Source organism: Variovorax gossypii, assembly GCF_003965815.1.
GTDB lineage: Bacteria > Pseudomonadota > Gammaproteobacteria > Burkholderiales > Burkholderiaceae_C > Variovorax > Variovorax gossypii.
The window spans coordinates 125980-151291 of sequence record NZ_RXOE01000002.1; the positions used below are offsets into that span (position 1 = coordinate 125980).

The following is a 25312-nucleotide window of genomic DNA, read 5'->3' on the forward strand; positions in this document are numbered from 1 at the left end:
GACGGGCGGGTTTCCGACGGAAGCATGCGTCACTAGAATCCGCCCGCTTTCTTGAATCTCTGCTGCTGCAAGAAAGAGCCAGCCGCGCATCGTCAGTGATGCGCGGGCGATCTCTTTCGCCTCTCCACGCAAAGTGCGACGAGGCAGGAAGCCGACACGGCTTCCCCAATGGAACAGCAGCCATGAGCGACCTTCGTTTCTCCAGACTTCAGCGCGCCTTTTCGCGTGCTGGCATTGCCGTCGACTACCGCGACGGCGTTTATCACCTGCACCACGAGGCCTCGCAGGCCACGGTGCTCCTGCCACCCAGTCTTCCGCTGGAAGAAAAGGCGGTGAATCAGTTGCTGGCTTTTGCCAGCGTGCGCTCGCCCGACGGCGAGCGGGGCGTGTGCAAGGCCTGTGCGACGCCCGATTTCCATCCGGGCTCTGTCGCGCCTGTCGGCAGCGTTGTCGCGACCGATGCCGACTTCGTCATTCCCGCAGCGGTGGGTACCGACATCAACTGTGGCATGCGACTGCTGACCACCGGGCTCACGCTCGACCAGGTGGCGCCGCACAAGACGCGGCTGGTCGAGCGGCTCACGCGTAGCCTGCTCGACAACGGGCGCGACGTGCCGGTGCACACGGCGGCATTCAGGGCGCTGTTCGATGTGGGGCCGTCGGCATTCCTCGAAGCGGTTCAGGACGGCGGGCTATGGTCGGCGTGCGACCGCGACCGGATGCAGGCCGAACTCGATGCCTGCATCGGCCTGGCGACGTTCGGCGGCAGCGCGCGGCATGCGCCCGAGGCCTACACCGGCGTCCGCCACGAGGTGTTTCGTGACCCCTGCCTCGGCACGCCGGGCAGCGGCAATCACTTCGTGGAACTGCAAGTTGTCGACCATGTGATGGACCGTCACGAGGCCTATCGCGCCGGCCTGAAGGCGGGGGACGTGGTCGTGATGATCCACAGCGGCTCGCGCGACATCGGGTTCCATGTGGGCGGCCGCTGGATGGACCGTGCCCGCGACGAATGGCCCAAGGGCCTGCGCCATCCGAAAAGCGGCTTGTACGGCCTGGCGGGACCGCTGGCCGACGAATACCTGGAGGCCATGGGCGTGGCGGCGCGCTACGCATGGGCAAACCGGGTCGTCCTGGCCGAACTGGTACGCAAGGATTTCGCGGAATTGCTGGGTGCCACTTCGTCGAGGCTCGTCGTGGACGTGCCGCACAACGTCGTGCTGCGGGAACACGGCATGAATATCCACCGCAAGGGTGCGACGCCGGCGAACGCGGGCGATCTGGCGCTTATTCCCGGCTCCATGGGTGACTACTCGTACCTGGCGGCCGGACTGGGGCACGAAGACTGGCTCTGGTCGTGCAGCCATGGCGCTGGCCGGCGGATGCGCCGGCAGCAGGTGCGCGCGATGCGGCCGGCGCCCGCCGACGTGCAGGCAAGCTGGCAGTGCGTGACCTTGCGCGAGGAGCGGCGGATCGAGGAGGCGCCGCAGGCCTACAAGCCCATCGGCGAAGTGATCGACGCGCAGGAGCGCGCAGGCCTGATCCACTGCGCGGTGCGGCTCAGGCCCTGGATTACGTTCAAGGCGTGATTCAGGGCTTGCCGGTTCGTCAGCCCAGTGCGGGTTGCGGGATGCGCGGCTTGGGCGCAGGCATCCCCGTGAACGCGAAATCGACCTCCGGCTCCAGCCCGCTCACGATCCGCGCGATCGACTTGCCCGAGCCGCAGGCGTGCGTCCAGCCCAGGGTGCCGTGGCCGGTATTGAGGAACAGGTTCGGCAGCTTCGTCTTGCCGATCAGCGGGACGTTGCTCGGCGTGGCGGGACGCAGGCCGGTCCAGAACTGGGCTTGCGTGGTGTCGCCTGCGCCCGGGAACAGTTCCTCGACGCGGCGCACGATGGCTTCGCAGCGCACGCGGTTCAGGTCGCGGTCGTAGCCGTTGAGTTCGGCCGTGCCGGCAATGCGCAGGCGGTCGCCCGATGCCGAGGTGTAGCGCGAGAACACGAGCTTGAATTCGTCGTCGGTCAGCGAGACCTGGTGTGCCTTCGAGGCGTCCTTGACGGGCAGCGTCACCGAGTAGCCCTTGGCAGGGTAGATCGGCAGCCGGATGCCCAGCGGCGCGGCGTACAGCGGGCTCAGCGAGCCCATCGCCAGCACGAAGGCGTCGCCGCGGATGCGCTGGAAGCGACCTTCGCTGTCGGTGGCCTCGACGTGGTCGATGCTGCCGCCGGCCTCGCGCAGCGCGGTCACGGTGTGGCTCATCAGGAACTTCACGCCCGCGGCGGCGGCCAGGCCCACGAGCTCGCGGGCGAAGCGGTTGGCGTCGCCCGATTCGTCCTCGGCCGTGTAGGTGGCGCCGGCCAGCTTCGGACGGATGTGGGCGAGGGCGGGCTCGAGCTTCACGGCCTCGTCGGCCGAGATGACCAGGCGCTCGCAGCCCAGGGCGCGCATCTGTTCGGCGGGCTCGAGAGCACCGTCGAACTCCTTCTGCGTCGTGTAGAAGTGCAGGATGCCTTGCGTGCGCTGGTCGTAGTTGAGGCCGGTGTCGCGGCGCAACTGTTGCAACATCGAGCGGCTGTATGTGCCGAGACGCACGATCTGCTCGATGTTGTGACGGGTGCGCGCCGGCGTGCATTCGCGCAGGAACTGCAGGCCCCAGAGCCACTGGCGCATGTCGGCGCGCATGCGGAAGAGCAGCGGGGCGTCTTCCTTGCCCAGCCATTGCAGCACCTTCAGGGGGGCGCTTGGGTTGGCCCAGGGTTCGGCGTGGCTGACGGAGATCTGCCCGCCGTTGGCGAAGCTGGTTTCGGCAGCCGGGGTGGCCTGCCGGTCGATGACGGTCACTTCGTGGCCGAGTTGCTGGAGGTAGTAAGCCGAGGTCACGCCGAGCAGGCCGGCGCCGAGAACGATCACGCGCATTTCAAGTACCTTTGAGGTTGCAGCGCTTGAACGGCGGGCGGGTGAGTGCTATTTATTTAATAGCAAGCAACTGGACGACCGCTGTCCAAGTTGCCGCTCCCCCTGTCCTCGGTACCTGAGAGATTCATCTGTTGCACCTTCGCAACGGATTTGCTCCTTCGGTGCGCCACGTGAAGTGGCGGCTCTCCAGACGGCATTTCAATTGATGCAGTACTGACCCCTTGCCGAAATCTCCAAGACTTCGTCGGGCCGACCTGAGCGTTTATGGGAGTTTGCGCCTTCGGTAGGGCCACCAGAGTGGCCCGCTCTCCTGCAATGCGCAATTGTAAACACAGCGCAAAGAGATCGGTAACGTCTTGTGTTTTCGTCCATTGGCCCAATGGGATAATCGCGCGTTAACGTCCATTGCGACACGGCAATGACTTCCAACATTCAGGGGACCCCATGATCCTGGTTACAGGCGGCGCTGGCTTCATCGGCGCCAATTTCGTTCTCGACTGGATCGCGAACAGCGACGAGCCGGTCGTGAACCTCGACAAGCTGACTTATGCGGGCAACCTCGAGACGCTCGCGTCGCTCAAGGGCAATCCGAAGCACATCTTCGTTCAGGGCGACATCGGCGACAGCGCCCTCGTCGACCGCCTGCTGGCCGAGCACAAGCCGCGCGCGGTGGTGAACTTCGCCGCCGAGTCGCATGTCGACCGCTCGATCCACGGCCCCGAGGACTTCGTGCAGACCAACGTGCTCGGCACCTTCCGCCTGCTCGAGTCGGTGCGCGGCTTCTGGAGCGCGCTGCCGGCCGAACAGAAATCGGCCTTCCGCTTCCTGCACGTGTCGACCGACGAGGTCTACGGCTCGCTCTCCAAGACCGACCCGGCCTTCACCGAAGAGAACAAGTACGAGCCGAACAGTCCGTATTCGGCCAGCAAGGCTGCCAGCGACCACCTCGTGCGCGCCTGGCACCACACCTACGGCCTGCCGGTGCTGACCACCAACTGCTCGAACAACTACGGTCCGTTCCACTTCCCCGAGAAGCTGATCCCGCTGATGATCGTCAACGCGCTGGCCGGCAAGAACCTGCCTGTGTACGGCGACGGCATGCAGGTGCGCGACTGGCTCTACGTGAAGGACCACTGCAGCGCCATCCGCCGCGTGCTCGAGGCCGGCAAGCTCGGCGAGACCTACAACGTGGGTGGCTGGAACGAGAAGCCCAACATCGAGATCGTCAACACAGTTTGCGCGCTGCTCGACGAATTGCGCCCCCGCAACGACGGCAAGCCGTACAAGGAACAGATCACTTACGTCACGGACCGTCCCGGCCATGACCGCCGCTACGCCATCGACGCACGCAAGCTCGAAGCCGAGCTTGGCTGGAAGCCCGCCGAGACCTTCGACACCGGCATCCGCAAGACCGTCGAGTGGTACCTTGCGAACAGCGAGTGGGTGCGCAACGTGCAGAGCGGCGCCTACCGCGAGTGGGTCGAGAAGCAGTACGACAACAGCACGAAAGCCGCCGCATGAAGCTGCTGCTGCTGGGCAAGGGCGGACAGGTCGGTTGGGAGTTGCAGCGCAGCCTGGCGCCGCTTGGTGAGTTGGTCGCGCTCGATTTCGACAGCATCGATTTCCACGCCGACTTCAGCCGGCCGGAGGAGCTGGCCGATACGGTGCTGAAGGTCCGCCCCGACGTGATCGTCAATGCCGCGGCGCACACCGCGGTCGACAAGGCCGAGAGCGAACCCGAGTTCGCGCGCAAGCTCAACGCTACGTCACCTGGAGTCGTGGCCGAAGCGGCGCAGAAGATCGGCGCGCTGATGGTGCACTACTCGACCGACTATGTTTTCGACGGCAGTGGCACGAAGCCCTGGAAGGAAGACGATGCGACCGGTCCGCTCAGCGTGTACGGCCAGACCAAGCTCGAGGGCGAGCAGTTGGTTGCGCGGAACTGCGCGAAGCACCTGATCTTTCGCACGAGCTGGGTGTATGCAGCGCGCGGCGGCAACTTCGCCAAGACCATGCTGCGGCTGGCGAAGGAGCGCGACAAGCTGACCGTCATCGACGACCAGTTCGGGGCACCTACCGGTGCGGAACTGCTGGCAGACGTGACGGCGCATGCGATCCGGGCCACGTTGCAGGATTCATCGAAGGCGGGCCTGTATCACGCGATTGCTGGCGGCGAAACGACGTGGCACGGTTACGCACGCTTCGTACTCGAACTGGCGCAGCAGGCTGGCGTCGAACTCAAGGCCGGACCGAATGCCGTCGAGGCCGTGCCGACCAGCGCTTTCCCGACGCCGGCGAAGCGCCCGCACAATTCGCGCCTCGACATCACCAAGCTGCAGACCACTTTCGGCCTGCGCCTGCCGCCCTGGCAGGAAGGCGTCTCGCGCATGCTGCGCGAGATCCTTTGAACTTCACGAGAAGAAGAACATGACCAAGACGACGCAACGCAAGGGCATCATCCTGGCCGGCGGCTCGGGCACACGCCTGCACCCCGCGACCCTGGCGATCAGCAAGCAACTGCTGCCGGTGTACGACAAGCCGATGATCTACTACCCGCTCAGCACGCTCATGCTGGGCGGCATGCGCGACATCCTGATCATCAGCACGCCGCAGGACACGCCGCGCTTCCAGCAGCTGCTGGGCGATGGCAGCCAATGGGGCATCAACCTCCAGTACGAAGTGCAGCCCAACCCTGACGGGCTCGCGCAGGCCTTCATCATCGGTGACAAGTTCGTCGGCAACTCGCCGAGTGCGCTGGTCTTGGGCGACAACATTTTCTACGGCCATGATTTCGTGCACTTGCTGTCGGACGCCGACAGCAAGCAACGCGGCGCGACTGTGTTTGCGTACCATGTGCACGACCCGGAGCGCTACGGCGTGGTTGCGTTCGATGCGGCTGGAAAGGCCAACAGCATCGAGGAAAAACCGTCGAAACCAAAGAGCAGCTATGCGGTAACGGGCCTGTATTTTTACGACAACCAGGTCGTCGATATCGCCAAGTCAGTGAAACCGAGCGCGCGCGGCGAACTGGAGATCACGGCGGTGAACCAAGCGTATCTCGATCTAGGCCAGCTCAATGTGCAGATCATGCAGCGCGGCTACGCGTGGCTGGACACCGGCACTCACGAGAGTCTGCTCGAGGCCGGCCAGTTCATCGCGACGCTCGAGCATCGGCAGGGGTTGAAGATTGCCTGCCCAGAGGAAATCTCATGGCGCAACGGCTTCATCTCCAGTGAACAGCTCGAGAAGCTCGCGGCGCCGCTGGAGAAGAGTGGCTATGGCAAGTATCTGCGGCACCTGCTGAACGACGAGGTGCGGTCATGAAGGCCACACCGACAGCCATCCCCGATGTGCTGGTGATCGAACCCAAAGTGTTCGGCGACGCGCGGGGCTTCTTCTTCGAGAGCTTCAACCAGAAGGCCTTCGACGAAGCGGTCGGCCACCATGTCGATTTCGTTCAGGACAATCATTCGCGCTCCGTCAAGGGCGTGCTGCGCGGCTTGCACTATCAGATCCAGCAGCCGCAGGGCAAGCTGGTGCGGGTGGTGCGTGGCGAGGTGCTTGATGTGGCGGTGGACATCCGGCGCAAGTCGCCGACTTTCGGCAAATGGGTGTCGCAGGAGCTGAGCGAAGAAAACCACAAGCAATTGTGGGTGCCTGCGGGCTTCGCGCACGGATTCCTAGTGCTGAGCGATACCGCTGACTTCCTGTACAAGACCACAGACTATTACTCCCCGGCCCACGAACGCTGCATTGCCTGGAATGACCCGGCGATTGCTATTACCTGGCCCGACCTGCAGAGCGATTTCGTGTTGTCCGCCAAGGACCAGGTGGGCAAACGGCTGGCTGACGCCGAAGTATTTGAATGACGCTGAGCGCGGCGCGCTGGCACGAGCGTTTTTCGAGCGTTCTCTCCCATTATTCCCGTCTCATGCGGCTGCGCCTTGCGGCCCACATTCGTTCGGCCGGCTCCTGACGGCGGCGAAAATGAAGAACCGACCCTCTCGCATTTTTTCTAAGCGCCGCCAATGAATATCAGATCCACCGCTGTGTTTGCTTTGCTCCTAGTGAGCGTAGTGGCAACGGCGACAGGCTTGCAACATTTGAGTTGGCATTCGATCGCCGCTGTCCGTTGGGACGCGCTAAAGCCGTACGCCGTGGTGTTGGCAGGCGGCATGTTGTTTACCGAAATCGGGTCGCGCTGGCTCGGCATCCACCGGATTGCGGCCGGCGCGGTCGTGGCAACCGTCATCGCACTGGTTGCCGGCGCGGCCGGCGCATTGTTGGTAGTGGTATGGATCGGGCTTGCCAGCTACGTGGTGGGCTCAACCGCACTAACGCTGTGGAGCAAGCGCAGCGAAGTGCCCTCGACTCTCATCTCCGTGCTTGTAGGTGCCGTCGTCTATGGAGCGCTGATCGGTCTCGCCGCGCACCGGCCTGTCAACTACCCAGGCGTATACGCGATTGCGCTAGCTCTGCCGGTCGTCTTTGGTTGGCGGCAGGTTCGCACATTGCTTCTGTCGGTGCTTGCTTTCGCTCGCCGTAAATCAACATCGAGCCTCGATCTGTTGATCGTCGGAGTTGCACTGCTTCACTTCGTCGTCGGACTAATGCCGGAAACCGGACACGACGCTCTGGCATCGCACCTTTTTATCCCGGCGCACCTTGCTTCGCGTCACGCTTGGAGCTTTGACGTCAGCCTGTATGTGTGGGCGGTGATGCCAATGATGGGCGACTGGCTGTTCTCGCTGGGATACATGCTGGCGGGCGAAACGGGCGCTCGCCTCTTGAATGTCGGTTTTGTGTTGACCACGTGTTGTCTTGTGCGCGAACTCGTTTTTTGGGCGGGTGGTAGCCGGGCCGGTGCGAAGTGGGGCGCGCTTCTATTGCTTACCACGCCGCTGACGTTGCTTGAAAGCAGTAGCCTCTATATCGAATCCGTCTGGGCTGCTTTTGCGGTCGCAGGCGCGCTGTCCCTTTTCAGGGCGCTGCAGCGCGACGGACAGCGGCCTGCCGACATTCGCGCCGCCGCTATCCTGCTCGGCGGCGCGCTGGCCGCAAAAGCGATCACGTTGGCGATCCTCCCTGGATTGTTCATCGTTTTTCTGATGCGTTTTCGAGTATGGGCCACTAAGGCCTCGGTGGGGCTCTTCGCGCGTGCGTTGGGGCTCTTTGTCTTCGTGGGTTGCGTTCCATACCTGACCGCGTGGGTACTTACCAAGAATCCGCTGTTCCCTTATTTCAACGAGATTTTCCATTCGAAGCTTTGGCCTTTGGTCAACTTTCAGGACTCGCGTTGGAGTAGGGGCTTTAAATGGGACACCCTTTACCAAGTAACCTTTCATTCGGATGCCTTCCTGGAAAGCTGGCCGGGCGCGAGCGGCTTCCAATGGATGCTCCTCCTGCTGCCCGCTGTCGTGCTGGTTGCGGGTAAGGGAAGGTCGCGCGCTCTGGCGATTCTCTTGGCTGGCGCCGTCTCGGCAGTGGTGACGTTTCAGTCTATCGCCTACCTGCGCTACATCTTTCCGGCGGTCGTGCTGATGGTCGCGTTGATTGCCACCGCGTTCTCTCAGGAGGACAACACCTCTTTAATCGAGAAAAGAGTGCTTTGGGTTGCAGGCTCGGTTGTCATCTTGCTGAACCTCGTCTTTCTAAAATCAGCGACCCATTACGGTGACATAGTTGCGCAGCCACTGCTCAGTTCGGCTGGCAGGGAGGCGTTTCTACGTGAGCGACTACCCATCCGCAGTGCAGTGGACGTTGTGAATAAGCTCAACCTTGATGACGCTCCAGTCGCCATGTTTTCTTCACCGCTGGGGGCCGGCCTTCATTCAAATGCCTTGCATCCGAGCTGGTACAACCTTAACTTCGAGCGTGCAGTGAGCGATGCCGACACGGCTGGTGCTATGGCCAGGGCTGTAGTGCTGGCGGGCGGTGACTACCTCATTCTCGATGCAGGGTGGGGCGCGCCGACGCAGCGAAGGCTGATTGAAGACGCTAGCGATCTCGTGATCGCATTCGCTCCCATCGCAGTTCGTCGCGTCAAGGATCAGTATCGATTTGCGCAGGAACTGTTGCGCAACCCCGGTTTTGCTGCCGGCGATGGCTGGTCCCTGCCCGCCGATATTGCGGATGTGCGTGCGGGCTCGATCTCGGTCAACGTAACGACCGTGGCGACGCAGCAGGTCCCAGTCATCGCTGGGCGCCGATACAAGAACAGCGTGAAAAGCGCTTGCGGCAGGCAACCGACGCAGGGGCGCTTGCAGGTGAATTGGATGGATGCTGCCGGGCACTTCATTGGGACGAGTATTCAGGTTTTCGAATGCACCGCCGACGCCAAGACTTATTCCATGGAAGTCAGGGCTCCCCGAAACGCCGCCACTGCAGTCGTCTACGCGTCGGGCCAGACCGATGTTCCCGTTACCTTCAGTGAAGTATCTTTCAAGCAATGACTTCCACCAGCTACGAAACGCAGATGTCGAGCACCCGGATCGCGGTTGTGATCCCGTCCTACAAGGTCACCCGACACATCGCATCGCTGATTGCATCGATCCCGTCGTATGTCTGGAGAATTTATGTGGTGGACGACGCCTGTCCCGATCAGTCGGGCAACTTTGTCAAGGCGAACTGCACCGATCCGAGAATCGCCATCGTTTTCCATGAGGTCAACCAGGGCGTCGGCGGTGCAGTGATGACAGGTTACCGCGCGGCCATCAAGGACGGGGCCCAAGTCATCGTGAAGATCGATGGCGACGGCCAGATGGACCCGGCGCTGATCCCCAATTTTGTAGACCCCATTCTTTCGGGTGAGGCCGACTACACCAAGGGGAACCGGTTTTTCGACCTGGAGAAGGTCCGCACCATGCCCAAGGTTCGCCTCGTCGGCAATGCGGTTCTTTCGCTGATGACCAAGCTTTCGTCCGGCTACTGGGACCTGTTCGACCCGACCAATGGCTACACAGCCATTCATGCGCGTGTGGCCGAACACTTGCCCATGGAAAAATTGAGCCGCCGGTATTTTTTTGAAACCGATGTGCTTTTTCGGCTGAACACCTTGCGTGCAGTGGTCATGGATGTGCCAATGGAGGCGCAATACGGTGACGAAGTCAGCAATTTGAAAATTTCGAAAATCGTGACAGAGTTTCTCTTCAAGCACGCGAGAAATTTCATGAAGCGAATTGGCTACAACTACTACCTGCGCGACATGTCGCTGGGTTCGCTCGAATTGCCTGTTGGGCTTCTGCTATTTTGCGGCGGCGGTGTTTTCGGCATTTACCAGTGGACCAACTCCATGCGAGCCGGCGTTGAAACTTCGTCGGGTACAGTCATGCTGGCGGCGCTTCCCATCCTGATGGGAATTCAACTGATTCTCTCTTTTTTTGGCCAGGACATTGCCGCAGTTCCGCGCACGCCATTGCACAAGAAGATTTCACGACGCGCCCTATGACCGATTTTCCGGAAAATATTTAACGCAACAACGGACGAGGCGGTCAAATGATTAATGTCATGCTGACATTGCTGTTTGCAATGGTCATGGGTTCTGGGCAACTGGTGCTGTCCCAGGCATCGAAGGAAGTTTTTGCGTTGGGAGGATTGTCGGTCAATGCGTTGCTTACCAGTAAATGGCTGTGGCTCGGGATCTTCATCTATGGCTTTGCCATGATCTTCTGGGTTTATATCCTGTCGCGTTTCGATGTGAAGTACGCCTACCCTATTTCTTCGACCGCTATTTTCTTCACCGCCATTTTTCAGGCCATCATTCAGCGCAACATGCCCAGCGGGAGCTACTGGCTTGGCTTGGCGCTGGTCGTGGCGGGCCTCGTCGTTCTTTCGATCGACAAGAAAATCTGAGTGCAGGCGTCGCAATTCCAATGAACAAGATTCGACTGGAGGCGCTGCAGGCGGACGGACTCGACGAGCAGATCGCTGTCGGTGCCGCTGTGTATTCGACCCCCGAAGTCACCGACCGTGAGCACCTTCGCTGGAAGCATCTTGCCAACCCGGGCGGCGTGTCAACGAGCATCAGCGCCCGAAACCCGCAAGGTGAACTGGTGGGGCGTTCGTTCTTGCAGCCACGGCGCGTGTCACTGAGCGCCGCAGAGTCGTGCGCAGGGGCCACGGTCACCGATCTCGTGGTGAAACCTGAAGAGCGCAATGCCGCCACCATGATCTCGATGACCCGTGCGGTGCGTGCGCCCGAAGGCATCGACGTCGTTTTTCATACCTCGAACGAGGTGAGCGACATTTTCTATCGGAAGCTGTTCAAGTTCCCCGTGGCTTTTTCCTTGCAGGCCGTGGGCCTGCCGATTGGTGTTGCCGGTGCGATCGGGCGCTTCGTGTCGAACCGTGGGCTCGTCGCGTTCGGCAATTTCCTGGCGTCCCCCTGGCGGCTGCTGATCCGCGCGGCTACAGCTGTTGGCGCGCGGGGCACCGGCTTGGCGTTCGGCTTGGCCCCGCAAGAAGCCGAAAGGGCTGAGATATTCCGGCGTTTCCGGAACTTTGCAGGCCCTCACTTGGCGCGCGACGATGCATTCGTCGACTGGCGGTTTTCCAAAGGCACATTGTTCCGCGGCGACGTGAAATGGCTCTGCAAAAAGCAGGAATGCTTGGGCTATCTGGCATTCAAGCAGGTCGAGCTGGCCGGGCTGAAGATCATGGTCATCATGGACTCGGTGTTGTCGCGACCGTTGTCGGGCGGAGAGTCGACGCATCTGAAGTTGATGGCGGCATGTGTGGCGGCCGACGCTGGTTGCGATGCGGTGTTCACCATCGCGAACCTGCGCAACCCTGCCCTGAAGTGGATGCGCGGCTTTCCGTTCATTACCATCCCCGACCGCCATTTACCTCACCCGACACCGATATTCGTTCATGCCGGAGAGGGCAGACGCGGCGCCATGGAGCGGGCGGATCTGTTCTTTTCACTGGCAGACCTGGACTATTTTTAAACTGGAAGGAAGATCATGAGTGACTTGGCAAAACAGATCGTCGACGAGGCGATCCTCGAAGTGAACGCGGACCAGGACGCCGACGCGCAGATTGCGAACGAGCCGCACACCGCGTTGCTCAGCGAAGGCAGCAACGTCGACTCACTAGCGCTGGTGCGCCTGCTGCTGGCCGTCGAGCGGATCATCGAAGAGAAGACCGGCAAGGCCATCACGGTGGTGGACGACACTGCCTTCGAGACCGAGCAAAGCCCCTTCGCCACCGTCGGCACGCTGCTGCAGCACGTGACCCACCTGCTGGCTTGAGCATGCAGGACGGCCGCATTCTGATCACTGGCGCCAGCAGGGGCCTGGGCCGTGGGCTGGTCGAGCGGCTTCTCGTAGCCGGCGCAATCGTGTCGGGTTGCTCGCGGCAGCCGTCCGACATAGAGCACCCGAACTACACGCACTTTGTGGTCGACATCAGCGACGAGCCAAGCGTCGTCTCCATGTTCAAGGACATCGCGGCGCTCAAGGTGCCGTTGACGTTGCTGGTCAATAACGCGGGCGTTTCGCAGGTCAGCCTGGGCATTCTGACGCGGGCGGCCAATGCCGAGGCCATCATCCGCACCAACCTGCTCGGAACTTTTTTTGTTTCCCGAGAAGCGCTCAAACTGATGCAGCGTCAGAAGTACGGCCGCATCGTGAACTTCTCGTCCATCAACGTTCCGTTGGGAAGTGCCGGCAGTTCTCTCTACAACGCCAGCAAGGCAGGGGTGGAGGCTTTCTCGAGCGTGCTTGCGAGGGAGTGTGGCAACGCCGACATCACGATCAACACTCTAGGTCTGTCGCTCGTGAACAACTCCGGCATGCTCGAGGCACTCGGCGAAAAGGCCGTGTCCGACAAGCAGTCGAACATGCTGAAACCGAAGGTGCTCGAGGTGGACGAGATTCTTCACGTGGTGAATTTCTTCGCTTCTCCCCTGGCGCGCAATATGACGTGCCAGACCCTCTATTTCGGGGGGCTTTGATGATCGCCAGTACGAGCCACACCAGTAGCAGCACAGGTGTCGACAGTGTTTCGACTTTCACCAACGGTAAATGGCGGCAGAACTGCTATGTGATCGGCAACGAGCACCGTAAGGCGCTGATCGTCGATCCGGGCAGCGACCCCGAAGGCCTTCTTGCGCTCATCAACACGCTGGGTGTAACGCCGGTGGCCATTGTCAATACGCACGCGCATTACGATCACATTGGGGCGGTGGCGGTGGTGCAGGAAAAGTTCGGCATTCCGTTCTACCTGCACGGTGACGACGCCAAGCTGATGAAGCAGGCCAACATCTACAAGATACTGTTCGAGAGCAAGAGCAGCATCAAGGTGCCGGAGTTCGACCGGGATCTGGCCGAGCTGGAAGGCGACAAACTGGCACTCGACGGGTTCGTCGTGCGCATCGTGCGCACGCCGGGCCACACGCCCGGAAGCATCTGTCTGATCGTCGGCAACAATCTGTTCAGCGGCGATACGCTGTTGCCGGGAGCCCCCGGCAGGACCGATCTGCCAGGCGGCGATAAGAAAAAGCTGGCGCAAACGCTGGAAAGCCTGCGGCAGCTCGATGCGGGCTATCTGGTGCATCCGGGCCATGGCAAGCCGTTCGCCCTAGGCGAGTTCTGGAGGAAATTCGATGACAAGTAACGCCGGCGTCGGCATCGAGGGCATCGGCTACAGCCTCGGCGCCTTGACAGTGACCAACGCCCAGTTGCAGGCCGAGAACCCTCACTGGGACATGTCCAAGACCATCGAGAGAACCGGTGTGTCCTCCAGGCCGATCGCAGCCGAAGGAGAAACTGCGCTGGACCTCGCGGTGCAGGCAAGCGCCGATGTGTTCCGGCGCCTCGACATCGACGCGGCCGACGTCGACGCCCTGATCTTCTGCACGCAAACCCCGGACCATGTATTGCCGCCAAACTCCGTGCTACTGCATGGCAGGCTCGGTATGCTGCCCTCGGTCATGGCCTTCGACATCACGCATGCCTGCTCGGGATTCGTCTACGCGTTGGGCATTGCGCGCAGCCTCGTGATAAGCGGCACCGCACGCCGCGTGCTGGTCGTTACTGCAGATACCTATTCGCGCCTGGTACATCCGCTGGACCGGTCGATCCGGCCGTTGTTTGGCGACGGCGCCGCGGCCACGGTTGTTGCCGCACAGCAGCCGAAGTTGCGTGTGATCGACGCAAGCTTCGGCACGTCCGGCAAGAATGCCGAGCGCTTCATTGTGAAGAACGGAGGCGCCCGCCATGGGGCGACCGGCAGCGGTGCTCTCGTCGAGCCCGACCGCAGCGGCCGCATCTACAGCGACGATCACATCCGCATGGACGGCATCGGCCTGCTGAGCTTCTTCAACAATGCTGTGCCGACAGCGGTGCGCGACATGCTGGGCAAGCATGCGCTCGCCGTCTCCGACATCTCGCTGTTCGTTTTTCACCAGGCCAGTCGACTGGCGCTGGACGGCATCTCGCGTGCGCTGCAGATACCCGAGCAGAAGATGGTCGTCGACATGGAGGACACGGGCAATCTCGTTTCGGCCTCCATTCCCGTCGTACTGGCCAAGCTCATCGACAAGGGTATCGTTGCCGAAGGCCAGACCATCGTTCTTTGCGGTTTTGGCGTGGGGTTGTCCTGGGCCACCGTTCTTATTCAAGTTTGAAGGCCAGACCGTGAGTCAGATCCAATTCCTTCTCGACCGATTCGCGTCGAAGCCAGAAGCTCCCGCGGTTGTCTTCCGTGGCGCTTCCGTCAACTACGGCGAGCTGTCGTCCGCCATTGCGCAGCAGCAGCAAGCGCTGGAAGCCGCCGGCGTGCAGCCCGGCGTGCCGGTGATCCTGCGCGGTGACTATTCGGCATTGGCTGTGAGCATGTTGCTTGCACTCATCGAGCGTTGCTGCATCATCATTCCGCTGACGCCCGAAGCCTACGACAGTCTCGGCGCTTCGATCGACGACGTGGCGCCCGAATGGCTGATCGACGTGTCGACGACCGAGGCCAGCTTCGAGAGGCTCGCTGCAGGGCCGTTGCCCGAGCTGTACAAGATCGTGATCGAGCGTGCCGCGCCAGGCCTGGTGCTTTTCACTTCCGGCTCGTCGGGCAAGCCGAAGGCCGTGGTGCACGATTTCTCCAAGCTCATGGAGAAGTTCCATGCGGTTCGCCCTGCGATGATCACCCTGAATTTCCTGCTCTTCGATCACTGGGGTGGCCTCAATACGCTGCTGCATTGCCTGTCGAACCTGTGCCTAATCGTCGTGCCGGCCGGCCGCTCGCCCGAGCAGGTATGTGCCTTGGTGGCCGCACACCGCATCGAGCTACTACCTGCCACGCCGAGTTTCCTGAGCATGTTGTTGATCAGCAAGGCTTACCAGGGGCACGACCTTAGCTCGTTGAAGCTCATCACCTACGGCGCTGAGCCGATGCCCGAGACGACGCTGAAGAACCTGCGCAAGGTGTTCCCCGGCATCGAACTGCGCCAGACCTACGGCATGATCGAATTGGGCGTGCTGCGCGCCAAGTCGCGTTCGCCCGACTCGCTGTGGGTCAAGCTCGGCGGCGAAGGCTACAACGTGCGCGTGATCGACGGCATGCTGCAGATCCGTGCCGATTCGGCCATGCTGGGCTACATCAATGCCCCGAGCCCGTTCACCGAAGACGGCTTCCTCATGACGGGCGACCTGGTCGAAACCGACGGCGAATGGATCCGCGTTCTGGGACGGCAGTCCGACATCATCAATGTCGGCGGCCAGAAGGTGTATCCGGCCGAAGTCGAGACCGTGCTGCTCGATTGCCCCGAAGTGGCCGATGCCGTGGTGTACGGCGAGCCCAATCCGCTGCTGGGCAAGATCGTCTGCGCGCAAGTCATCCTGCGCGAGGGCTTCGATGAAGCGGAGGCGCGCAGCGGCATCCGCAAGCTGGGCAAGGAGCGGCTGCAGCCATTCATGATCCCGGCCAAGATCAAGTTCGTGAGCGAGATCGCCCAGTCGCACCGGCTCAAGCGCGTACGCGCCAAGTCTTGAGTGCGGACCGTCTTGGAATGAACGCGGGCACCGCACTTTTCCTCTTCGCGCACCAGGACGACGAGTTCGGTGTGTTCCAGAAAATCCTTGATGAGCGTGCCGCTGGCGCGCGGGTGGTCTGTGTGTTCATGACCACGGGCACCGTGGGGGGCGCGTCGCCCGAGGCGCGCAATCGCGAGTCGCTTGCCGTTCTGACAAAGCTCGGCGTCGGGTCCGGCGACGTGATCTTCGCGGGGCAGCAACTGAAGATCGACGACGGTGCACTGATGCATCGCCTTGACGATGCTGCAGACTGGTTGCGCAGCTGGATCGATGCCTGCCCGTTGCTGCATGGTCTGTATCTGCCAGCTTGGGAGGGCGGGCACCCGGACCATGATTCGTTGCATGCTGTAGGCGTCACTGTCGCGCGGCAGGCTGGGCTGCTGCACTTGGCAAGACAATCGTCCCTGTACAACGGCTACAAGCGTCCGGGGCCGCTGTTCAACGTCATGCGGCCGTTGCCCATGAATGGGCCGGTGGAGCCCGTCGCGGTTCCGTGGGGACACCGCATTGCGTTCATGCGACATTGCCTCAGCTACCCGACGCAGCGCAAGACTTGGATCGGCCTGTTTCCGTTCGTGCTGCTGCACTATGTGTTCGGTGGTCGAGATGCGATGCAGTCTGTCACTCCCGAGCGACTGGTTTCGAAGCCGCACGAGGGGGCGCTCTACTATGAGCGGCGGCAGTTCACGACGTGGCCGGCGCTGAGTGAGCGCATCGCAGCGTTCACTACGCGATCAAACGCCTGAAACCTTCGGCTCAGGGGCGCGGGCGCGTCTCCAACATGTTGATGGCACGTGTGACATCCGCCTCATCCGCAAAAGCCGATAGCGCTGGCTGCTGCACCTCGATGAATTGCACCGCGACCCACCGGGCATCCGAAGGTATGGCCGAGGTGATAGCCGACAGGCGCAAGCCCTCGCCCCAGCGCAAACGGTAAGACGACTCGAAATACGCTGCCATGCCGTTGCGCATCCAGGCGTCCATGAAGCTGTCGCCCACGAACAATGCCGGGTGCAGCAAGCCCTTGTTGCCAGGAGCGACGTGGCTGACGTCGGTATAAGGCGCTGGGCCGGACACGCTGGTGAACCCCACTGGCCATTGCCATGATGGTGTCACGAAGAGTGACTTTTCGGACGGCGAGCGCAGCAGGGGCATGAAGCGGGCGATGCCGCCGCTGTAGGACTGTGTTTCGTAGCGCAGGGGATGCGTCCATGTGCTGTCTGCGAGGCCCTCGGCACGGCTCATCGCGTCGACGACGCCCTTGGCGACTGGGTAGGCTGCGGGGTCGTTCCAGTGAAAGTCGGTGCGATGGAAGATCGGCCGTGTTTTTTCGACTTCTTTCAGGATGGCCGTGCTGTCGATGAAGGTTACGTTGGGCACCTGCTTCAGCTTGTCGAGCAGGCCATCGATACGCCGCAGCGGTGGCCGCTCGGTAACCGAGACCGGCAACTTGTTGGGCAGAAACCGGTCGCCCAGCAGGTTGACGACCATTACCATACCGATGCCCTTTTGCTGGAGGGCTTCGGCATAGCGTCGCACGCCTTCGACCACGCCGGCCTCGTGGGTGCCGAGGTAGGTGTCGACGGCCGGTTTCTCGATGTCGAGTGTGCTGCGGTAGAAGAGGTAGCCGTCCCGGCCCACGTGAACTTTGTCGGACACGTGGAACAAGCGGTAGTCGACCGTGGCCTTGAGCCGGATCAGCAGCGCCCGAAACCCGAAGTGGTCCGAGAACCAGCTGTTGGCCTGCTGCAGGTAGCGGTCGGGGTGCGCCATGCTCGGCGGTGCCGCAAGCGTGCGCTGCTCGTCGATGGTCAGCTCCGGCAGCCATCGCGTGGCCATCTGCAGGCCCGGCAGCAGCGTCAGGGCTAGGAAGGCCAAGATGAAGATTTGGCGGGTCGCGGTAGAGCGCATCTCAGAAGCGAAAATAGATGAACGGATTGAATCCGTTGGCTGCGATCAGCATGGCCGAGTAGGCGAAGAGCACGAGGGCGCCCAGCGAAAGTACTGGCGCGGCAATCGAGTCGCCTGCACGTTGCCAGGCTGCGAGCCGCCAGTTTTCGGGTACCAGCACCGCCACGCTGCCGATCACCAGAAAGAGCAGCTTGTCGGGCGTAAGCACAGACCATGCGGCTGCTGGCGTCTCGGCCGCCGTCACGCCCGCCATGGCCATCAGGTAGTGCCCGGCCACGCCAGTCGACGGCGCCCTGAACAGCACCCAGCCGATCATCACCAGCAGCAGCGTAGTCAGCCAGCCGCTGAAGCCGCGCGGCGTCCAGCCGAATCGGTTCAGCGCCAGTCGCTCGATGACCAGCAGCACGCCATGAAACAGTCCCCACAGCAGGAAGGTGTAGGCCGCTCCGTGCCATAGGCCGCACAGAACGAACACGATGAGCAGATTGAGGTATGTACGCCCCGGTCCCACGCGGTTACCGCCCAGCGGGATGTAGAGATAGTCGCGGAACCAGCGCGACAGTGTCATGTGCCAGCGCCGCCAGAACTCCGTGATGCTGTGCGACCGATAGGGCTGGTTGAAGTTTTCCGGAAATTTGAACCCCAGCATCCGGCCCATGCCGATCGCCATGTCGGAGTAGCCCGAGAAGTCGAACAGGATCTGCAGCGTGTACGCCAGAATGCCGATCCAAGCGGCGGTAGTGCCGAGCTGGTCGGCCGGCAGCCCGAACATGCGATCGGCGACCACCCCCACGTTGTCCGCAACGACGATCTTCTTGGCCAGGCCAAGACAGAATCGCAGCAGCCCGGCATGCACGTCTTCCAGGCGAACGGGGCGGTGCTGGATACGGCTCACCAGTTCGCTGTAGCGCACGATAGGCCCGGCGATGAGCTGCGGGAACAGCGTGTGATACATGCCAAAGTCGATCAGCGTGGGCGCGGGCGGCGCGTCACGCCGGTAGATGTCGACGATGTACGAGATACCCTGGAATGTGAAGAACGAAATGCCCGCAGGCAGAACGATGTCGCTGAGCGTCCATGACGCGGGCATCTGGAGTACGGCGGCCGCGTCCAGCGTCGCGCGCTGCATGAAGTTCCAGTACTTGTAGTAGATCAGCGGCACCAGATTGGCGACCACGCCGACCGCGAGCAAGGCGCGAGCACGACCGTCGGCGGGCATGCGGTAGAGCGCGTTGCCGATGATCGCGTTGACGACCACCGACCCCAGCAGAACCACCGACACCAGCCCAGCGTCCACGAAATAGAACGCAAAGCTCGCCAGCATCAGGAACGCGTTGCGCGTGCGTGCGGGGAGAACGAAATACAGCAGGAACACGATCGGCATGAAGCCGAACAGGAAGCCGGGCGAACTGAAGGTCACTTTGCGCTCTAGCCCTTGAACATGCGACGCACTGCACGCAGCGGCCTGGTGATGCGCCAAGACAGCGAGCCCGCCATCTGGCGATGAGCTTCTTCGATCTGGGCCAATGCTGCCACCCGCTGCTGGCTTTCCTTCAAAAGCACGTCGCGCTCCGAAAGCACGCTGGCCGCGTGACGATGGTCCTTTTGCAGGGTGCTCAGCTCCTTGTCGACATTGGCGAGTTGGGTGAGCACGCGCTCGACGTCCTCCACCTTGGAGGCCAGCTCCCGGCGCGTGCTTTCGAGTTCCCAGCGACGCAGCACGGACTCGCCCAGGCTAGAGAAGACCTCCTTCACCGCGTTGACGCCGGCTTGATCCCTGGGCAGGTCAAGCAGCTTGCGCACTTCCGCCGGTTGGTGGAGGCCGACGGCCAGCACGCCCAGGCCTGCCGAATGATCGAACTCGAAGCCGGGATATTGCTTCGTGACCTCGGCCCAGTATTTCCAGACGCCGAAGTCGCGCTCGCGCACGTTGGTGTCGTGGAACAGCACGATGGCGCGGTCCGACAGTTTGGGCAGCCAGCTCTCGAAGTCGTGCTTCACGGCCTCGTAGGTATGCAGCCCGTCGATATGCAGCAGGTCGACCGAGCCATCCTCGAAGTAGGTCGTGGCCTCGTCGAAGGTCATGCGCATGAGACGCGAAAAACCCGCGAAATGCCTGTCATTGAACGCAGCCAAGTCGTTGTAGACGCTGTCGCCATAAAAGCCTGCGTGCTCGTCGCCCTGCCAAGTGTCGACCGCATAGCACTTGGTGTTGAGGCCCTCGTTCTGGACAGTCTGGCAGAAGGCCGCGTACGACATACCGAAGTGCGAGCCCAGTTCTACTAAGCTGCGAGGCTGCTGCACGGCGGTGAGCCATGCGCCGAAGGGCACATGCCCGGTCCAGCCGCTGGAGACCAGGCGAAGCGGGCGGATGAACATGGCCAGGTTCGGCTGGATGGCGTCGAGGATCATGGTTTGGGCTGTCGGAATGGCGAAAAAAGCTCTCGATTGTGCAGCACTGAGCCTTGTGGCTATCGCGGTGCAATGCGCGATCGTTCTTGTTCAAGCAGCGGTCGCCGAGAGGTGGCGGCAGAATGCGTATGTCTTCATTTTCGAAGAGCGCAGTCAGCACCGCAAGCCGCGCAGCCTGCTGCCTGTATTTACTTGGGTCAAGTTATGAAACACCAACGAGAGCTAACCGTTGGAGCTAGCAAGGTAGGCATAGGACGGTTTACCTATGGCTTCGAGAACGTAGTCATTAGGGAATGGGGTGAGGGGGCATCACTGCGTATTGGTAGCTTTTGCTCGCTCGCGGCCAGCATCACCATTTTTCTGGGGGGGAATCACCGGACCGAATGGGTTTCGACGTTTCCGTTCGGCCACATTTTCGCCGATGAACTCGGCGGTGAAGGTATCGAGGGGCACCCAGCAACACGTGGAGGCGTAGAGATAGGAAGCGATGTCTGGATTGGTCATGGCGTCACCATCATGTCGGGGATCACGATCGGTGACGGCGCAGTTTTGGCCGCAAACTCGAACGTAGTAAGAAACGTAGGGGCCTACGAAATTGTGGGCGGCAACCCGGCAAAGCTACTGAAATCTCGATTCTCGCCAGAGATCCGCGATGCGCTGCTCGCTTTACGGTGGTGGGACGAGTCGGCCGAAACCATCCGCAGGATGGTCCCATACCTATGTGCAACCCCGAATGACGATCAACTGGCCGAACTTTTTCGACTCAAGGAAGAGGGCGCGAAAGGCGTTGTTCTTGCCGATCCATCCGCAACTCCATTCATTGAGATTAAGGTCCCGGATGTGCAGCCACATGCCGTACGTTCGTCGCTTGGATCTCTGGTTCACAGAGTGCGGCAAGCGATCGCCGGGCGAAGCTAGAAAAAGCGAGTCGGCGGTGAGGCCGCGCCGTTTGAGCCTCTCTTTGAAGGCGCGGAGCTCCCGCGACACACATCCATCGCATGCTGCTTGCAGACAGTTTCTGCCGGCATCGACTTCTGACAATTTCAAAGCAGAAAACGGTCATTGAATGTTCCACTATGATTTTTTCGTGTGTGTTCGCCAGTGGGACTGGTCCGCTATTGACTTGACTGGGTGACTTTCACTGAAAAGGTTGTAGAGGGCCCGGTAAGCTACTACGTCGAATGACTCGGCCAAGTGTGGCAGAAATGCCCATTGCTCGTGTTTCAGGCTAGGCCCCGAAAAGTTGGGGTGGATCATTGCGGCACAATTACGCAGTACGTTTTCCATATAGAGAAATCTCCAACTACCCATGAAGAAAATCGCAGTTGTCACCGGTATCACTGGTCAGGATGGAGCCTACTTGGCCCAACTCCTGCTGAGCAAGGGCTATGTCGTGCACGGCACGTTCCGTCGCACCAGTTCGGTCAACTTCTGGCGGATGGAAGAGTTGGGCATTCAGGATCACCCCGACCTGAAGCTGGTCGAGCATGACCTAACCGACCTCGGCAGTTCGCTCACTCTCATCAAGGAAGCCAAGCCGCACGAGGTCTACAACCTTGCCGCTCAGAGCTTTGTCGGCGTGAGCTTCAACCAGCCCGATGCAACCGCGCAGATCACTGGCATGGGCGCGCTGCATTTGCTGGAAGCCATTCGCCTGACCGATCGAAGCATTCGTTTCTACCAAGCCTCGACCTCCGAAATGTTCGGAAAGGTGCAAGCTATTCCGCAGGTCGAGGATACGCCGTTCTATCCGCGCAGCCCCTATGGTGTTGCCAAGTTGTTCGCCCACTGGATGACGATCAATTACCGCGAGAGCTATGACATCTTCGGCGCCAGCGGCATCCTGTTTAACCACGAAAGTCCGCTGCGCGGACGCGAGTTCGTCACTCGCAAGATCACTGATGCAGCGGCCAAGATCAGACTCGGCAAACTCGACGTCCTCGAACTTGGCAACTTGGGCGCTCAGCGTGATTGGGGCTTTGCTCAGGAGTATGTCGAAGGCATGTGGCGCATGTTGCAGGCCGACGAAGCCGATACTTTCATTCTTGCCACGAACCGTACCGAGACGGTGCGCCGTTTCGTCGATATGGCGTTCAAGGCTGCGGGATATGAGCTTCGCTTCGAGGGCGAAGAACACAACGAAGTCGGCATCGACATCGCCACTGGCAAAACGTTGGTGCGCGTGAACCCCAAGTTCTATCGGCCTGCCGAAGTCGAGCTGCTGATCGGCAATCCGGCGCGTGCCAAGGAAAAGCTTGGCTGGGAACCCAAAACCACGCTTGAGGAACTATGCGCGATGATGGTCGAGGCAGACCTGCGCCGCAACAAGTTGGGCTACTCGTTCTAACGGCGTAGTTGCCGATCTTGCCTCGTCGAGTTTTATCGGGCGAAGCGGGCGCACCAAGACGCCCACAGTGGAGAAGATTTGATTAACGAACTCAAGCAGGCCGTTCGGCTTTCCAAGAAGGCGCTTCGCGTCCTCGGCATCACCGCGGGGCATACCGCGGCGGATGTTCGCGCGATCAAGGAGGGTGCCCTTTTTGATGCGGACTTTTATCTCAACGAGTATCCCGTGGTGGCGGTCAGTGGCAAGGATCCGCTGACGCACTATCTGGTTCAGGGTTGGAAGAACGGCTTTGAACCGTCGCCCAACGTCTCGATGCGGACCTACTTGGCCCAGAACCCCGATCTGCGTGCCGTAAACCTGAACCCTCTCGTTCATTGGGTGCGTTTCGGCCGTGCCGAGGGACGTGTTTTGCCAAGGGCGCTCAGCTCGGAGGCCTTGTGGCCCGATGGTGATCGGCTTTTCGCTCTGCCTGACGACGTGATCCAGTACGAGCTGATCGCAGGTAAAGCCTATTTCGCAGGAGCCGGTTTCGATTTCGCGCAGCGTGAGGCTGGGGCGACCGTCGAGGCTGCGGCCAAAGCCATGGCTATGAAAAAGCCACGGCTGCAGGTGACGGCCATCTCGCCCAAAGTGTCGATCATCATTCCCGTCTACGGACAGACTCACTTCGTACTCAACTGCTTGGACTCGCTCGTCAGGTTGCATTCGAAGCATTCCGTCGAGATCATCGTGGCCGACGACACTTCGCCGGCAGCTTCCCGCGTCGATGTATTGAAGGCAATTCCATGGATTCGCTATGAGCGGCGTGCCGAGAACGGCGGGTTCCTTGAATGCTGCAACTCTGCAGTACAGCTGGCGAAGGGTGAAATCGTCGTTCTACTGAATAGCGACACCCGCGTGGTCGAAGGCTGGCTCGATGAGCTTATCGACGCCTTCACGCTCTTCCCCAAGGCCGGCATGGTCGGCTCAAAGCTTTTCAACGACGACGGCACGCTGCAGGAAGCGGGTGGAATCTTCTGGCGCGATGGTTCGGCGCATAACTACGGACGCGACCAGGACCCGAACCAGCCGCAGTACTGCTTTGCGCGTCAAGCCGATTTCATTTCCGGCGCATCGATCGCATTGCGAAAAACGGTGTGGAACGAACTCGGCGGCTTTGACCCCGAATACAAACCGGCCTACTGCGAGGACGCGGACCTGGCGTTTCGCCTGCGCCGTGCTGGCTACGAAGTCTGGTTCGTGCCGACGTCGCGTGCCATTCACTACGAAGGCATCACCCATGGGCGCGACACCACCAAGGGCATCAAGGCCTATCAGGTGACGAATCTCGAGAAGTTCGCCAAGCGCTTCAGCGTCGAGCTGAAGGCGCACCCGCAACCCGGAACGAGTTCGATGCGTGCGGCCAACTGGCGCGTGCACCGCAAGATTCTGGTGGTGGATGCGCTCACGCCAACCCCCGATCAAGACTCCGGCTCCATTGTGACCGACGAGGTAATGAGCGCATACAGGGAGTGCGGCTTCGGTGAGAGCTTCTTCCCGCAGCATTCACCCTACTGGTCGAAGAAGTACACCGGTGCATTGCAGCGGCGCGGCGTATGCTGCTACTACAAGCCCTACGCTGAGGAAATGAACGCGCTGCTCGATATCGACAGCCAGTTCGACTATGCGCTGTTGTATCGATACAACGTTGCGCACCCAGTCTACGCGATGCTACGCAAAAGGGCGCCCAGCACGCGCATCCTGTTTGCCAACGTTGATCTGCACTTCTTGCGCGAGACGCGTGCGGCCGAGACCTCGAACACGCCGGAGGCCTTGTTTTCCGCCAAGGTCACGAAGAAGCTGGAACTTGAGATGTTCACGCAGGCGGATGCCTCGTTCGTTCACACCGAGATCGAGCGCGACGTGATCCAGCAGTCGTTGCCGGCACCGCTGGGCAATATGGTCGTGTTGCCATGGATCGCCGACGTGTACCGTGACACGCCCGCCTTCGCCGGCCGTACGGATATCATGTTCTTGGGCAACTTCCCGCATGCGCCGAACGTCGATTCGATTCTCTACTTCGTCAAGTCGATCTGGCCTGCGCTGGAGAAGGACCTGCCGGCAGGGGCTCGGCTGCTCGTCGTAGGCAACAAGCCGCCACCCGAGGTGCTTGCCCTGGCGTCGGACCGAATTGTGGTCACGGGCTTCGTGGAAGAGTTGGGGCCGTATTTCCAGACTTCGCGTGTGTTCGTTGCGCCGCTGCGTTATGGAGCTGGCATCAAGGGCAAGCTTGTGACTGCATTGGCTCATGGCGTGCCCAGTGTGGCGACGGCAATTGCTGCAGAAGGCATTGCAGATCCGGGGGATGGTCATTTGTCCACAACGGACGACCCTCAGCAATTCGCCAGCGAGGTCTTGCGGCTTTATCGTGACGAGGCAGTGTGGCAGGTCATGCGCGAAGCTGGACTGTCTTATGTTGAAGAAAACTACTCGCGCCTCGCAACGTCGAAGATTTGCATGCGCGCGATGGAGGTGGCCGACGCGACCTGGTTGGCTAGGCAGGAACTCCGGTGTCGACGTTCGCTTGAACAGATCATGGCGGAGAACGGGGAGTTGGCTCCAGTGACGCCCTCCTAATGCGAACGGATGATTTTTCTCTATTGCCCACGATAAGCCCAATGAATAACAACAGGTCTCATGAGGGGCGTCACGTATCGGACGG

At 61.1% G+C, this 25312-nt stretch carries 24 protein-coding genes and 2 riboswitches; of the genes, 19 read left to right on the forward strand and 5 right to left on the reverse strand.

Annotation, left to right across the window (positions count from 1 at the left end; all coding sequences use genetic code 11):
- Positions 1-182: 182 nt before the first annotated feature.
- Complete coding sequence (locus tag EJP69_RS08290; RefSeq protein ID WP_126469359.1) at positions 183-1589, forward strand: RtcB family protein; 1407 nt, start codon at positions 183-185, stop codon at positions 1587-1589.
- A gap of 19 nt (positions 1590-1608) precedes the next feature.
- Here EJP69_RS08290 and EJP69_RS08295 read toward each other — a convergent pair whose 3' ends face one another.
- A complete protein-coding gene (locus EJP69_RS08295) occupies positions 1609-2916 on the reverse strand; it encodes a D-amino acid dehydrogenase (protein WP_126469360.1) in 1308 nt (435 codons plus the stop codon).
- 92 nt (positions 2917-3008) lie between these two features.
- Positions 3009-3116: riboswitch (glycine riboswitch) on the reverse strand.
- Between the two features lie 34 nt (positions 3117-3150).
- A riboswitch (glycine riboswitch) is annotated at positions 3151-3239 on the reverse strand.
- 121 nt (positions 3240-3360) lie between these two features.
- Between EJP69_RS08295 and rfbB the strand changes: the two genes are divergently transcribed.
- From rfbB to EJP69_RS08365, 14 genes are all read left to right on the forward strand, one after another.
- Entirely contained in the window at positions 3361-4437 is a 1077-nt protein-coding gene (rfbB, locus tag EJP69_RS08300; protein ID WP_126469361.1) for a dTDP-glucose 4,6-dehydratase, read from the forward strand.
- The gene (rfbD, locus tag EJP69_RS08305) at positions 4434-5324 is read left to right on the forward strand and encodes a dTDP-4-dehydrorhamnose reductase (RefSeq protein WP_126469362.1); all 891 of its coding nucleotides are present in this window, start codon (positions 4434-4436) and stop codon (positions 5322-5324) included. The genes rfbB and rfbD overlap by 4 nt, the downstream gene beginning before the upstream one ends.
- A 19-nt stretch (positions 5325-5343) precedes the next feature.
- Entirely contained in the window at positions 5344-6240 is an 897-nt protein-coding gene (gene rfbA, locus EJP69_RS08310; protein WP_126469363.1) for a glucose-1-phosphate thymidylyltransferase RfbA, read from the forward strand.
- Complete coding sequence (rfbC, locus tag EJP69_RS08315) at positions 6237-6785, forward strand: dTDP-4-dehydrorhamnose 3,5-epimerase (RefSeq protein WP_126469364.1); 549 nt, start codon at positions 6237-6239, stop codon at positions 6783-6785. The genes rfbA and rfbC overlap by 4 nt, the downstream gene beginning before the upstream one ends.
- 159 nt (positions 6786-6944) lie before the next feature.
- Complete coding sequence (locus tag EJP69_RS08320) at positions 6945-9368, forward strand: glycosyl transferase (RefSeq protein ID WP_126469365.1); 2424 nt, start codon at positions 6945-6947, stop codon at positions 9366-9368.
- Positions 9365-10363, forward strand: a complete 999-nt coding sequence (locus tag EJP69_RS08325) for a glycosyltransferase (protein ID WP_240652087.1) — start codon at positions 9365-9367, stop codon at positions 10361-10363. The genes EJP69_RS08320 and EJP69_RS08325 overlap by 4 nt, the downstream gene beginning before the upstream one ends.
- A gap of 59 nt (positions 10364-10422) precedes the next feature.
- Entirely contained in the window at positions 10423-10767 is a 345-nt protein-coding gene (locus EJP69_RS08330; RefSeq protein WP_126469366.1) for a DMT family transporter, read from the forward strand.
- Positions 10768-10787: 20 nt separating this feature from the next.
- Positions 10788-11861 carry a hypothetical protein gene (locus tag EJP69_RS08335; protein ID WP_126469367.1) on the forward strand — a complete coding sequence of 358 codons (1074 nt, stop codon included), beginning with the start codon at positions 10788-10790 and terminating at the stop codon, positions 11859-11861.
- Between the two features lie 15 nt (positions 11862-11876).
- Positions 11877-12164, forward strand: a complete 288-nt coding sequence (locus tag EJP69_RS08340) for a hypothetical protein (protein WP_126469368.1) — start codon at positions 11877-11879, stop codon at positions 12162-12164.
- A gap of 2 nt (positions 12165-12166) precedes the next feature.
- Positions 12167-12868: an SDR family NAD(P)-dependent oxidoreductase gene (locus EJP69_RS08345; RefSeq protein WP_240652153.1), complete on the forward strand. Its 702-nt coding sequence runs from the start codon at positions 12167-12169 to the stop codon at positions 12866-12868.
- Complete coding sequence (locus EJP69_RS08350) at positions 12868-13530, forward strand: MBL fold metallo-hydrolase (RefSeq protein WP_126469370.1); 663 nt, start codon at positions 12868-12870, stop codon at positions 13528-13530. The genes EJP69_RS08345 and EJP69_RS08350 overlap by 1 nt, the downstream gene beginning before the upstream one ends.
- Complete coding sequence (locus tag EJP69_RS08355) at positions 13520-14542, forward strand: 3-oxoacyl-ACP synthase III family protein (protein WP_126469371.1); 1023 nt, start codon at positions 13520-13522, stop codon at positions 14540-14542. The genes EJP69_RS08350 and EJP69_RS08355 overlap by 11 nt, the downstream gene beginning before the upstream one ends.
- A gap of 10 nt (positions 14543-14552) precedes the next feature.
- Positions 14553-15899 carry a long-chain fatty acid--CoA ligase gene (locus EJP69_RS08360; RefSeq protein ID WP_206169302.1) on the forward strand — a complete coding sequence of 449 codons (1347 nt, stop codon included), beginning with the start codon at positions 14553-14555 and terminating at the stop codon, positions 15897-15899.
- A 17-nt stretch (positions 15900-15916) separates the two neighbouring features.
- A complete protein-coding gene (locus EJP69_RS08365; RefSeq protein ID WP_126469372.1) occupies positions 15917-16687 on the forward strand; it encodes a PIG-L deacetylase family protein in 771 nt (256 codons plus the stop codon).
- Between the two features lie 10 nt (positions 16688-16697).
- Here the strand turns inward: EJP69_RS08365 and EJP69_RS08370 are convergent, their stop codons facing one another.
- Genes EJP69_RS08370 through EJP69_RS08380 form a run of 3 tightly spaced genes read right to left on the reverse strand, consistent with a single transcriptional unit; the run spans position 16698 to position 20264 of the window.
- Entirely contained in the window at positions 16698-17819 is a 1122-nt protein-coding gene (locus EJP69_RS08370) for an alginate O-acetyltransferase AlgX-related protein (protein WP_170217070.1), read from the reverse strand.
- Positions 17820-17853: 34 nt separating this feature from the next.
- Entirely contained in the window at positions 17854-19332 is a 1479-nt protein-coding gene (locus EJP69_RS08375) for an MBOAT family O-acyltransferase (protein WP_170217071.1), read from the reverse strand.
- Positions 19281-20264, reverse strand: coding sequence for a class I SAM-dependent methyltransferase (locus tag EJP69_RS08380; RefSeq protein WP_170217072.1), 984 nt, complete (start codon positions 20262-20264; stop codon positions 19281-19283). Before EJP69_RS08380 ends, EJP69_RS08375 begins: the two co-directional genes overlap by 52 nt.
- On the opposite strand from EJP69_RS08380, the gene EJP69_RS29430 reads away from it, so the two are divergent.
- Positions 20263-20472 carry a hypothetical protein gene (locus tag EJP69_RS29430; RefSeq protein WP_170217073.1) on the forward strand — a complete coding sequence of 70 codons (210 nt, stop codon included), beginning with the start codon at positions 20263-20265 and terminating at the stop codon, positions 20470-20472. The two genes, EJP69_RS08380 and EJP69_RS29430, sit on opposite strands and share 2 nt — an antisense overlap.
- 101 nt (positions 20473-20573) lie before the next feature.
- On the opposite strand, the gene EJP69_RS29800 is transcribed toward EJP69_RS29430, so the two are convergent.
- Positions 20574-20768 (reverse strand): hypothetical protein, encoded by a 195-nt coding sequence (locus EJP69_RS29800; protein ID WP_240652088.1) that lies wholly within the window; start codon positions 20766-20768, stop codon positions 20574-20576.
- A 12-nt stretch (positions 20769-20780) separates the two neighbouring features.
- Between EJP69_RS29800 and EJP69_RS29805 the strand changes: the two genes are divergently transcribed.
- From EJP69_RS29805 to EJP69_RS08395, 3 genes are all read left to right on the forward strand, one after another.
- Positions 20781-21182: an LbetaH domain-containing protein gene (locus EJP69_RS29805; RefSeq protein ID WP_240652089.1), complete on the forward strand. Its 402-nt coding sequence runs from the start codon at positions 20781-20783 to the stop codon at positions 21180-21182.
- A 391-nt stretch (positions 21183-21573) separates the two neighbouring features.
- Complete coding sequence (gene gmd / locus EJP69_RS08390) at positions 21574-22611, forward strand: GDP-mannose 4,6-dehydratase (protein WP_126469377.1); 1038 nt, start codon at positions 21574-21576, stop codon at positions 22609-22611.
- 78 nt (positions 22612-22689) lie between these two features.
- The gene (locus tag EJP69_RS08395; RefSeq protein ID WP_126469379.1) at positions 22690-25227 is read left to right on the forward strand and encodes a glycosyltransferase; all 2538 of its coding nucleotides are present in this window, start codon (positions 22690-22692) and stop codon (positions 25225-25227) included.
- Positions 25228-25312: the final 85 nt, after the last annotated feature.